The sequence below is a fragment of the Rhizobium sp. CBN3 genome, assembly GCF_030518245.1.
Classification (GTDB): Bacteria; Pseudomonadota; Alphaproteobacteria; order Rhizobiales; family Rhizobiaceae; genus Rhizobium; species Rhizobium aethiopicum_A.
In genome coordinates, this window is sequence record NZ_JAULSE010000014.1 from 1 (window position 1) to 11,695 (window position 11,695).

9 protein-coding genes are annotated in these 11,695 nt (G+C 59.2%); 7 read left to right on the top strand and 2 right to left on the bottom strand.

Going from position 1 to position 11,695, the window contains the following annotated elements:
- Nucleotides 1-1,449: 1,449 nt before the first annotated feature.
- From QWJ46_RS20565 to QWJ46_RS20585, 5 genes are all read left to right on the top strand, one after another.
- The gene (locus tag QWJ46_RS20565) at nucleotides 1,450-1,968 is read left to right on the top strand and encodes an AAA family ATPase (RefSeq protein WP_184452994.1); all 519 of its coding nucleotides are present in this window, start codon (nucleotides 1,450-1,452) and stop codon (nucleotides 1,966-1,968) included.
- An 86-nt stretch (nucleotides 1,969-2,054) separates the two neighbouring features.
- Nucleotides 2,055-2,432 (top strand): glyoxalase/bleomycin resistance/extradiol dioxygenase family protein, encoded by a 378-nt coding sequence (locus tag QWJ46_RS20570; RefSeq protein ID WP_302753656.1) that lies wholly within the window; start codon nucleotides 2,055-2,057, stop codon nucleotides 2,430-2,432.
- 289 nt (nucleotides 2,433-2,721) lie between these two features.
- Complete coding sequence (locus tag QWJ46_RS20575) at nucleotides 2,722-3,033, top strand: DUF982 domain-containing protein (RefSeq protein WP_184452992.1); 312 nt, start codon at nucleotides 2,722-2,724, stop codon at nucleotides 3,031-3,033.
- Nucleotides 3,034-3,297: 264 nt separating this feature from the next.
- Nucleotides 3,298-3,648, top strand: coding sequence for a cupin domain-containing protein (locus QWJ46_RS20580; protein WP_184452990.1), 351 nt, complete (start codon nucleotides 3,298-3,300; stop codon nucleotides 3,646-3,648).
- Between the two features lie 231 nt (nucleotides 3,649-3,879).
- Complete coding sequence (locus QWJ46_RS20585) at nucleotides 3,880-6,009, top strand: bifunctional diguanylate cyclase/phosphodiesterase (RefSeq protein WP_302753354.1); 2,130 nt, start codon at nucleotides 3,880-3,882, stop codon at nucleotides 6,007-6,009.
- A gap of 61 nt (nucleotides 6,010-6,070) precedes the next feature.
- Here QWJ46_RS20585 and QWJ46_RS20590 read toward each other — a convergent pair whose 3' ends face one another.
- Together QWJ46_RS20590 and QWJ46_RS20595 are read right to left on the bottom strand one after the other, a co-directional pair.
- The gene (locus tag QWJ46_RS20590; RefSeq protein ID WP_302753355.1) at nucleotides 6,071-7,315 is read right to left on the bottom strand and encodes a cytochrome P450; all 1,245 of its coding nucleotides are present in this window, start codon (nucleotides 7,313-7,315) and stop codon (nucleotides 6,071-6,073) included.
- A 147-nt stretch (nucleotides 7,316-7,462) separates the two neighbouring features.
- Entirely contained in the window at nucleotides 7,463-8,716 is a 1,254-nt protein-coding gene (locus tag QWJ46_RS20595) for a GGDEF domain-containing protein (RefSeq protein WP_302753356.1), read from the bottom strand.
- Nucleotides 8,717-9,112: 396 nt separating this feature from the next.
- Between QWJ46_RS20595 and clpP the strand changes: the two genes are divergently transcribed.
- On the top strand, nucleotides 9,113-9,742 hold the full coding sequence (gene clpP, locus QWJ46_RS20600) for an ATP-dependent Clp endopeptidase proteolytic subunit ClpP (protein ID WP_038688182.1): 630 nt from the start codon (nucleotides 9,113-9,115) through the stop codon (nucleotides 9,740-9,742).
- Between the two features lie 302 nt (nucleotides 9,743-10,044).
- Nucleotides 10,045-11,322: an ATP-dependent Clp protease ATP-binding subunit ClpX gene (gene clpX / locus QWJ46_RS20605; protein WP_004680013.1), complete on the top strand. Its 1,278-nt coding sequence runs from the start codon at nucleotides 10,045-10,047 to the stop codon at nucleotides 11,320-11,322.
- The last annotated feature ends 373 nt before the right edge of the window (nucleotides 11,323-11,695 follow it).

The following is an 11,695-nucleotide window of genomic DNA, read 5'->3' on the forward strand; positions in this document are numbered from 1 at the left end:
CGCTTCAATGTCATCGACCTGGACAACAGGCTCTTCGACACGGTTATCGAAATCCGGCGCGCCATTACAGAGCATCTCGCCTCCAGCGGTCGTGCGATCAGCTCGCACTGAGTGGCATAAACTCTGATCACCATCCCGAAGCGGGACTTCGAACGCCTTCAAGTACGCTTTCCCGAACGACGAAGGCGGAAGCGTCGAGATCACATTGACCTCGAAAGGAGCAGACATCCTGCTCACCGTGGCTGACACCGTGGCAGGGTGCCCGCCGACCTTGGCGACGGGATCGGATCGAAACTCGCCAAGCTGATGGCGGCGCAGTTCAACGGCGAGGTGATAAGGCATCCCTCGGACGGACGGCAGGCTTTGTTCGATTGTGTCGAATATGGTTGTCGGGGCAGGGATTCGAACCCCGCGTCACAGCTCGAAAGCTGGAAGCAACCTCGGATACCCGAGGGATGGGGAGAGCGCCGCGCTCCAATTACGCTTACGCCCGACTAAAGCATAAACCTCCGAGCCTTGCGATTGTTCCTAATGGGATATTCTGCTGCGAAGATGATTGTAAGCTTCCTGCGCATATCGCCCCAGACTATCGAACAACGCCAATATACAATTCAGCCTCCGATGCATAAAGAGCGACGGCGTCGTCAATACTAATGGTGCATAACGCCGTCGATACAGTTGATTTCTGATGTATGGGCGAATAGCCTCAGCTTATTCGTCAGGCGGGCCAGACGAATCAGAACATGAGGCAGACGAAACTGCCCGAAGAATCTCCAAGCGGCAACCAAGCCGCCCGCCATTCCCTACTAGGAACCGAGCTTACTTCGTTCACGGCGCGCTCATGGCGGTTTGGAGATGACAATGAAATTCGCCCTCGTAGAAGGAATCCGTCAAGAAGCGACGACCGGCACCCGTGGAACTTGTCCCGGATGCGGTTCACCGACGCTCGCCAAGTGCGGTCTCAAGCGCTTGCATCACCGGCCGCATGTCAGCAACCTCTGTTCGTCAGCGACAAGAAGATCGGCTTTCCTATCTGCACCTTCGTGAGGCTACGCTGGTTGATCCATTGTTGGCGGAAGGAAATTGGAGCTCGGGTTTCCAAGGCGGCCGGCGCAACCTCCTGACCCCGGCACCAGCTTCGCTCCAGCGGACAAGCGCATGATATTCTTGGTCGCAATGTAGGCTTTTCTCTGGTTGCAAAACTGAACATAGGTATGCTGCGAAAGCCCTCGAGCTGAGCAATAGTATGCTGCGAAGGTGTTGAACGTATGCTGCGAACGCGCATGAAAAATCTAACAATTTCAATCGTGGCACATACAAACGTTTGCTGCGAAGGACACTGATTGTCGTTCGCGGCAGACGTTGTAATTTCGCAGACGACCATTGTCGAAATACAACCAGCGGCCACCTTGCGGATGCCTTCCGCTGGCCGCCATTGCGGGAACAGTCATGCCACTCGTCATTCTCACCGGTGCATCGGGAGCCGGGAAAACTACCATTGCCGAAGCTATCGCCCGCCGGCATGGGCAAGAGATCGACGTCTTTTACAAGGACAGCATCGGCGTTCCGCCTGTGCAAGAGATGGTTGATCAATTCGGCTCCGTCGAAGGATGGCAGAGAGCGGCCACTTTCGCATGGATGTCGCGACTGTCGCCGCTCCTGGCAGAAGGGCGTAGCATCCTATTCGAGGGGCAGTCGCGTTTTTCCTTTCTGGCCGAAGCCGCCGAAGGTGCCGGGATCGGTGCGCATTCCTGTATTCTGATCGATTGCGACGACGACACCCGAGCCAGGCGCCTTTCGGTTGATCGAGGCCAACCTGAGTTGGCAAATCCGGATATGATGAACTGGGCCGCCTTCCTACGCCATGAAGCAGCGGCATACAGATGCGAAATTCTCGACACATCGAACCTGACGCTGGAACAGGGAGTTGAACGAGTCCTTCGCGAATTGCGGCGGCAGCGTGTTTGATCCGGGCCAGGCAGTTGAAGTTTGGCCAGTGCGGCGTTCGTCCGCTTCTTCTGGTAAGCATAGAATTCATGCAGAGGGAGGTCCAGTTGCACCTGACTTTGGAGTTGTTTGTCCAAACGCCTCGGACATCGATTGATTTCTACCAGCGAGTCCTGGGCTTTGAAGTCGAGGGCTCGACGAGCACGGAATATACGATGTTGAGAAACGGCGACGCCGTCATCGCGATCAATTCGCGAAGCGTCCTTTCGAGCGATCATCCATTACGCGGCGCAATCGGCGACAGGGTCGGCCTCGGCGTCGAGATCGTCCTGAAGGTCGCTGATGTCGAGGATGCCCATCGCAAGGCGGACGAGAGCGGCTGGCCAATTTCCGCTCTCGCGATGCAGCCCTGGGGACTGCGCGACTTTCGTCTTCTCGATCCTGACGGCTATTATGTCAGAGTGACCAGCACCCATAGGAACTGACTGGTTCGTCATGGCGGCTATGGGCTTCGTGCCAAACTCTGAGCGGCTGCGCCTCCGTGGCCACCAGTTGCAAATCGGTCGTATCAGTTGCTGCCCTCGTGATCGGCGCGACCCATATCGCCCGCGTCTCAGGGCGTTCGGACAGGAGGTCCTTGAGTCCCTTTCTTTAGCCTCCGCTACTTCACGTTGAAGCAGTTTTATCGCTCAGTTTTCAATTCCAAATTTCAGAAAACAAGCGTATGTTGCACGGTTAGGATTGCAGTAACCATGCCTTGAGGGGTCGGGGACGATGTGCTGGGATACATCATCGGCATTCACGCCGGTCGCGCTTGCTTTGCGCGGTCCGGCAACACGCAAGATCGTCCGGACGCTCGGCGATGCGGCACATCTCCTGATCAATGATTGGCCTTCTGATGACGGCGAGGAATACGTCGCTGCCGTAAAAGCCTGTGTCGATGCAATTACCGGGAAAATTAGCCCGGAACGATTCCGTGAGGCGCTTCTGCTTGCAGCCGATGAAGCGGGTATCGCTGCTCTGACAGTCGTCCCCGTCGGAGTGACAGAGCGGCGACCGGACCTGCGCTCGGCCGTGCCAAGATAGCCCCATTTCAAGCGGCTCCTTATCAGCCTGGCATTGCGTCAGATGCGGCCGCGGCCAAGGCAGGCAAAACTCTCACAAACTGAAAGCACTGCCGTCAATTCTAACCGCCATCTTCACAAATGTCGCTCAAGGTGATGGGAGAAGGGGCTCCTGGAGTTCCCAAGCGCGGTCAATGCCCTGTGTGACGAGAGACAAATTGAAAAATTTCAAACAATCGCGCGCAGACCCTTGCCGCTTACGACACTGATAGCGGAGAAGTCCACGATGGCCGTAACGAATTTCATCACCTTCAACATCGATGGCGTCGAACCCGAGTTCGGCGCCCCGGAGCCCGCTCGGATCATCTCCGGTGATCCGCAATTTCGCACCTGGAATCTGGAGGAGGGAGACGGCGGCCTCTATTCCGGCATCTGGGAGGCGACAGCCGGCAAGTGGCGGATCGTTTACGAGGAGTGGGAATATTTCAGCCTGCTGTCAGGCCATTCGATCGTCACGGAGGACGGCGGTGAGCCGGTGCATTTGAAGGCGGGCGACCGGATGATCTTGAGGCCGGGCTTCAAGGGAACCTGGGAAGTCATTGAAACGACTCGCAAGGACTATGTAATCAAGGTCTGAACAGCGGCTGCGAGCCGGCTTTGGCGATGGCGGTCTGTCCCGGTTTGCGGCGATTATTGTGCGTTTCCCCCGAAATACCGCATCTCTTTCGCGGATAGACGGCATTTGATCTTTCCCATTAAGGAGACCTACATCGTCAAGTGCTAGACCTCATCTGCAGCGCATTGCGGACATGATGTCTCCTGCCGTCACCACAGACATGGCTTCACAGTTCATCTTTTCGGGATTGGCATGTCGTCGAATTTTGCGGGTAGGCACGTTCGAACCCAAACGTCTTCCATCATTGCGACAACCGTTTTCTTCCTCGTCGTCGCGCTCGTCTTGACCGGCCTCATGGCGCATGTCGTCGCCACGATGACGCGGTCGGCGAACGAAATCGACGATGCCAGGGCCATTCGCGCCTCCCGCGCGGCGATCGCAGCCTTTGTCAGCCGCCTGAGCGCGACGACGACGGATAACGCCGTATGGGATGATGCCTATAAGGCGATCGCATCTCCCGGCGCCGCGGATTGGGCTTATGAGAACTGGGGTAAAACCAGCGAGGATTATCCGCTCTATGACGGCGCCATCGTGACCGGTCCCGACCGCTCGTCGATCGTCTCCGCCTATGCCAAAGGCAAGCCCTTCCAGCCGAGCGCCTTTTTCGGCGAAGCCTTCTACCGGCAGATCAATACGGCCACCGATTTCGGACAGGCGCCGGTGATCAATTTCATTAAGACGGAAACCGGCATCGCCCTCATCGCGTCACAACCGATCCAGCCTTATCAAGCGGAAGGCGAGCTTCCGACGAAGCTCAGCGTGCTGAGCTTCTACAAGCAATTCAACTCGGACGTTCTCAGCACGCTTTCGAACGAACACGAACTCGAGGGCTTGCGCCTTGCCGCCGCGCCCGAGCCGGGTCTGCTGAACACACCGATCACGGATATGAAGGGTGGCGTAATCGGCCATCTCGTCTGGCCAAGCAAAGCGCCGGGAAGCGCCGTGTTCCGACAGGTCTACCCTTTCGTTGCAGCCGCCATCATCATCCTCGTGCTGTTCCTGGCCGGCGTTCTGCTAGTGGGCGCAGCCGAAGCGCGCCGTCTTCGTCAACTGGCGCAAGCAGCGATTTTCGAAGCGAACCACGACAGTCTGAGCGGCCTCCTGAACAGGCATGGGCTTCTCACCCTGCTGGAGGACCTGGAAGGCTCGGACCTTTTGCCGCCTCGGCTCTACCTGGTCGATCTCGATGGTTTCAAGGCGGTCAATGACGCCTGGGGGCATGCGGTCGGGGATGATCTGATCCGGATCGTCTCGAACGCGCTGATCGCCTGCCACCCCGAAGTCGTTGCCGTGGCTCGGTTGGGGGGCGACGAGTTCGCTCTGGTCCAGGTCGGAACGGCCGCGCGTCAGGAGATAGAAGAGACGATTCTGGCGCTGTTTGCCGAACCTTTCAAAATCGATGGACGAACGATCGAGGTCGGTGCGAGCATCGGCGCTGCTGCGCGTGACGCAGACATCGAGCCTCTGGAGCTTTTACGCAGGGCTGATATGGCGCTCTACCGCGCCAAGGAAAATGGCAGAGGCCGGGCGATCGAATACGACCCCGAGCTGGATCGGGAGCGCCAAAGGGTCGCCGAACTGGAAACTCTGTTGAAAAACGCCATCGGCAATGGTGCGATCGAAGCCGTTTTCCAACCTCTCGTTTCTGCGACGACGGGCGTTGTCACCGGTCTTGAAGCGCTGGCCCGCTGGCGGACTGCGACAGGAAATATCAGTCCGGAGATTTTCATTTCGCTTGCCGAAAGATGCGGCCTCATTGATGCGCTCGGCGGTCACATGCTGAAAACATCGATCGAGCACGCCAAGAATTGGCCTGGTCTGGCGTTGTCCGTCAACGTTTCGCCGGTCCAGCTTTGCAATCCGGAATTTGCCGCCGAAGTCATATCCCTCCTGCAGGAACTCGATTTCGATCCGAGGCGCCTGACATTGGAAATCACCGAAGGCGTCCTCATGACCAATCCGGATCAGGCGCGTCGATCGATAGATCACCTCAAGCAGGTCGGTATCAAATTCGCGCTCGACGACTTCGGCTGCGGCTATGCAAGCATCGGTGCATTGCGGCAGTTCGGCTTCGATCGGATGAAGATCGACCGCTCACTGGTCTCCGCTCTCGACCAGGCCTCGAATGGCGCCGATGTTCTCAAGGCGACTATCTCTTTGGCAACCGCTCTGCAAATTCCCGTTACCGCCGAAGGCATCGAGAATATCCGCCAGGCAGCGGTCTTGCGCGAGGCCGGCTGTGACCAGCTGCAAGGCTATTTGATCGGAAAACCCATGTCGGCGCTTGATATAACCAGCCTGCTTCACGAACAGGCAGCGTAATGCCGCGAGATCGCGCCGGCACACTGCGCAGAGCTTCCGCTGATCTGCCGTCCTGAGCGGATCACCACCGGAGATCCAGCCGGTCGAGCCCGTGGAAATGATAGACGTCCTTTACGACGGGCGTCTTCGCCAGCCTGAGGCCGGCAAGCCGTTCGAACAGGATCGGCAGCACGACGTTGAGCTCCAGCCGCGCCAGCGGTGCGCCGATGCAGAAATGGATGCCGGCGCCGAAGGAGAGGTTCGGCGCCTCGTTGCGGTCGGGGCGGAAGGCGAGGGGATCGGTGAATTTCGCCGGGTCGAGATTGGCGGCGGCGAGGATGAGGCTTACCTTGTCGCCGCGCTTGAAGGAAACGCCGTCGATCTCCGCGGGCTCGAGCGCCCAGCGCTGGAAGATGTGGACGGGCGCGCAGATGCGCAGGGTTTCCTCGACGGTGCGCTCCGTCGCCGCTTCGTCCCGGAAGAGTTCTGCCGGATCGCAGCCGCTGTCGAGGATGGTGTGCACGGAGTTGCCGATCTGGTGCACGGTCGCTTCATGGCCGGCATTCAGCAGCACGATCGTCGTTGAAATGAGCTCTTCTTCGGTGAGGTATTGGCCCTTGTGCTCTGTGTGGATCATGTGGGTCAACAGGTCATCGCGCGGCTCGGCCCGGCGTTCTGCGATTATCCCCCTGACATAATCGGAAAATTCTCTGGCCGCCCGTTCGGCCTCTTCTTCTTGCCGGCGGGTGCGGCCGAACATGTACATGCGGACATAGGCATGCGACCAGGCGAGCAGCTGCGGCCCCATCTCTTCGGGGATGCCGATCATCCGGGCGATCATCGTCACCGGGATGATGTCGGCAAAGGCCGAGAGCAGCTCGACCTCGCCCTTGTCCGCGAAGCCGTCGATCAGCCGGTTGGCAAGCTCGGCGAGCTCCGGCTTCATCTTTTCGACATGGCGGGAGACGAAGGCGCGGTTGACGAGCGTGCGCAGCCGCGTGTGCTCCGGCGGTTCGAGCTCGAGCAGGGAATAACGTTCCGAGAGATCGAAACTTTCAAGATGCGCCATCGGCTCCGCAAGGCCGAGCTCCTCGCGGCTGGCGATGTGCAGGATCTGCCGGCCGAAGCGGCGGTCGCGCAGCAACCCGTTCACATGGTCGTAACCGGTGAAGAACCACTGTTTCTGCTCGGTCCAGTAGAAGGTCGGACAATGGGCGTGAAGCGTGGCGTAGACGGCATTCGGGTTGCCGTAGAAGGCCGGCTTGCGGGCGTCCAGCGAGACGTGGCGGAGGGCGGGGTCGATCGAGAGAAACGGCGGTATCGTCATGAACCGAAGGCTTAGCGGATTTGCCGGCCCTCGAAAAGATGTGGGTGAGGAGTGTTCGGCCGGAACCAGGCGCGCCCGATCGGACGCGCCAATGGCTTTAAGATCCGTGTCCAAACCTAGGGATTGATTCTGCTTTTTGACTTACGGCTAGCCGGCCCGTGACAGCGCGCCCATGCGCCGCAGCGCCTCGACCTGGTCGTCGACCGTCGGCACGAGCTCGCCAGCGGTGGTGCTCGGCGTGGCCGGCGCCGGGGCCGCCGCTTCCTCTTCGCCGAAGGTGACCGTGCAATTGCGGCCGGCGGCCTTGGCCGCATAGAGCGCCCGGTCGGCGGCTGAGATCAGCTTGTCGATATTGGCTTCGATCGAGGAGGCGAGTGCGATACCGATGCTGACCGTGACCGGAACGATCGCTTCGCCGGTGCTGACGGGAAGGCGGCAGAATTCGGTGCGGATCGCTTCGGCGATCGCCTCGGCTTCCGTCTGGTCGGCGACGGCCGCGAAGGCGGCGAATTCTTCGCCGCCCATGCGGCCGAAGATGTTGTTTGGAATATATTGCCGGGCCATGCGTGCGAAAGCGGTAAGCACGGCGTCGCCGGACTGATGGCCGAAGCGGTCGTTGACGCGCTTGAAATGGTCGAGGTCGAAAAGGATCACCGCGACCTGCCGCTGCTCGCCATGGGCTCTCTCCTGGATGGACTCGAAATAGCCGAGCAGGCCACGGCGGTTGAGCACGCCGGTCAGGGAATCGGTCAGCGTCATTACGCGCAGATGCCGTTCGGAGCGCTCCATCACCAGTCGGCAGGTGAGCGCGAAGGCGATGGTGAGCAGGAAGGCGCTTGCCATGGCCGAGACGCCGCCGAGATTGGTCGCCTCGATATCGCTTGGCAGCGTCACCGCCATCGTCAGCGCCGAGCCGAAACACAGGCCGCCCTGGATGACGAACACGCCCATCAGCTTGATGCGGGTGCGCTCGCGGCGCATGTCGCCGGCGGCGACCGCCATGGCCAATGCCGTGGCGCCCGTCGCCGAAGCGAGATTATAGAGCACGACGCGGTTGGAATAATCGGTGTTGACCCAGGGCAGAAAGACCCCGGCCAGCCAGATTGCCGGTGGCAGCAGAGCCCACCATTCGATCTTCTTGCGGTCGAGTGCGAGAAAGCCTGCCACCCAGGCGCTCTGGCCGAGCAGCGCGATGGCATTGCCCACCTCGATGGAAAGCAGACTGGGGATTTCGCTGCGCAACGAGATCATAGCAAAGCCGATGGCGGTCAGAAAGAAGCCGAGGCCCCAATAAAGATAGGCTTCGTTTCTGACATTGTGGCGCCAGGCGACGAAAAGCACCAAAGCGAGCGTCATGGCCTCCGAACACCAGATGGCGAGACCTGTAGCGATATTGAACACGGCAGCAACCCCTTGCCCGTCGACCTTGTCTGTTGGCCCGCATCCTTGCGGAGGAAGCTCGCCAGTTCCTTAATGTCGTTGCACTGCGGCATGATTTTCGGCCGGTATCTGGCGATAGGCTTTCCGTTGGGTAAACGTGCGTGAGCGCTGCCGAATGGAGTAACCTTTCCTTCATCCTGTCGTGGAGAAAAGCGGGGGGAGACGCCATCGAGGGCTCGCGGCCAACAGGCGTTTGCGAGAAAGAGGCTGCCGGCGTCGAATCCTCGCCGTCTTGCCCCGCCTTCTTAACGTTATCCCAAGGCGTGTCTTGAAGAGGAGGGCAGGGACACTCTATGTAGGGATAAGACATTTTCTTTGATTCCCGGCCTGCCGGCATGACGTTGACAAAGGACGCACATGAGAAACCCAGTTGATACCGCAATGGCCCTGGTGCCTATGGTCGTGGAACAGACCAATCGCGGTGAACGCTCCTACGACATCTATTCCCGTCTGTTGAAGGAACGCATCATCTTCCTGACCGGCGCCGTCGAGGATCATATGGCGACGCTCGTCTGCGCCCAGCTTCTCTTCCTCGAGGCGGAAAACCCGAAGAAGGAAATCGCTCTCTACATCAATTCGCCGGGTGGCGTCGTCACCGCCGGCATGGCGATCTACGACACGATGCAGTTCATCAAACCTGCTGTGTCGACGCTCTGCATCGGCCAGGCCGCGTCCATGGGTTCGCTGCTGTTGGCGGCCGGCCATAAGGACATGCGCTTCGCCACCCCGAATTCCCGCATCATGGTTCATCAGCCCTCGGGCGGCTTCCAGGGCCAGGCCTCGGACATCGAGCGCCACGCCCGCGATATCCTCAAGATGAAGCGCCGGCTGAACGAGGTCTATGTCAAGCACACCGGCCGCAGCTACGAGGAAGTTGAAAAGACGCTCGATCGTGACCATTTCATGGATGCGGACGAGGCCCAGGGTTGGGGCGTGATCGACAAGGTTCTGACGTCACGCCTCGAGATGGAAGGCGAGCAGGCCTAGTAATTAATTGGGATGGTGTTTTCCTCGCCACAGTTCTATCTCATTTGTGATCGAACAAGGCTTTCAACTGGCGACGAAGACGCTAATAGTAACTATTAATGCTATGTTGAATTTTTATGACATAGCATTCGGCATTCGAAGGGGAATTCGTTGCCGCCGGAACCCTGACATGGTTGATTGGGACCGGTTTGTAGCCCCTGAAGCCCTTCTCGGCAAAGGCTCCGGAAACGGAGTGCCGCCAGGAGCTGATAGAGTGGACCGCGATTTCGCCTTGAAATGCGGCGTGCTGGAAGGAAAGTGATATGAGCAAGGTCAGCGGCAGCAACGGCGGCGACTCCAAGAACACCCTCTATTGTTCGTTCTGCGGAAAGAGCCAGCACGAAGTCCGGAAACTGATTGCCGGACCGACCGTCTTCATCTGCGATGAATGCGTCGAATTGTGCATGGATATCATCCGCGAGGAAAACAAGTCCTCGATGGTCAAGTCCCGCGACGGCGTCCCGACGCCCCAGGATATCATCAAGGTCCTCGACGAATATGTCATCGGCCAGCGGCAGGCGAAGAAGATCCTGTCGGTCGCCGTTCACAACCATTACAAGCGCCTGGCGCACGCCTCCAAGAACGGCGAAGTCGAGCTGGCGAAGTCGAACATCATGCTCGTCGGACCCACAGGCTGCGGCAAGACCTATCTGGCCCAGACGCTCGCCCGCATCATCGACGTTCCCTTCACCATGGCGGATGCGACGACGCTGACCGAGGCCGGTTACGTCGGCGAGGATGTCGAAAACATCATTCTGAAGCTCCTGCAGGCGGCCGACTACAATGTCGAACGCGCGCAGCGCGGCATCGTCTACATCGACGAAGTCGACAAGATTTCGCGCAAGTCCGACAATCCGTCGATCACCCGCGACGTCTCGGGCGAGGGCGTGCAGCAAGCGCTCTTGAAGATCATGGAAGGCACGGTCGCTTCCGTTCCGCCGCAGGGCGGCCGCAAGCACCCGCAGCAGGAATTCCTGCAGGTCGACACGACGAACATCCTGTTCATCTGCGGCGGCGCCTTCGCCGGCCTCGACAAGATCATCTCCGCCCGCGGCGAGAAGACTTCGATCGGCTTCGGCGCGACCGTCAAGGCTCAGGACGACCGCCGCGTCGGCGAAGTCCTGCGCGAACTGGAGCCGGAAGATCTGGTCAAGTTCGGCCTCATTCCCGAGTTCATCGGCCGTCTGCCGGTTCTGGCGACGCTCGAGGACCTCGATGAGGACGCGCTGATCCAGATCCTGTCCGAGCCGAAGAACGCGCTGATCAAGCAGTATCAGCGGCTGTTCGAGATGGAAGATGTGGAGCTGACCTTCCACGAAGATGCGCTGCGCGAAATCGCCCGCAAGGCGATCGTGCGCAAGACCGGCGCCCGCGGCCTTCGTTCGATCATGGAAAAGATCCTGCTCGATACGATGTTCGAACTGCCGACGCTGGAAGGCGTGCGCGAGGTCGTCATCTCGGAGGAAGTGGTGCGCGGCTCGGCTCGTCCGCTCTACATCTATGCCGATCGTCAGGAAGAAAAAGCCAACGCTTCCGCGTAATCTCATGGTTTTCACACCATTATTTTAAGGGGCTTGCCATGGGCGAGCCCCTTTCTATTTGAAAAACCATCCGAGGCGCTGTTAGTATTTTGGTGGTGGGAACTGGAGCTTGCCCTTGCCGATGTTGCGCAAGGGGCGGTGCTTGGTAATGATGCAGTGATTCCGTGAGTGTATTGCTGGCGTTGTATTTAGCAGGGTCGGAAGTGGTAAGCGCCGGTCCAGCCACGCGCTTCATAGTGCGGGTGTTCCGTTGTAACGAAGCTGTCATATCCGGGGAACGCGGGCGTTAGCGTGGCTTGAAAAGCGTAGTCAGAACCTCCACTTGTAGGCCAAGTGAGAGTGCCGGCCGATCCCAAGCGGCCGTGCAGAGAGC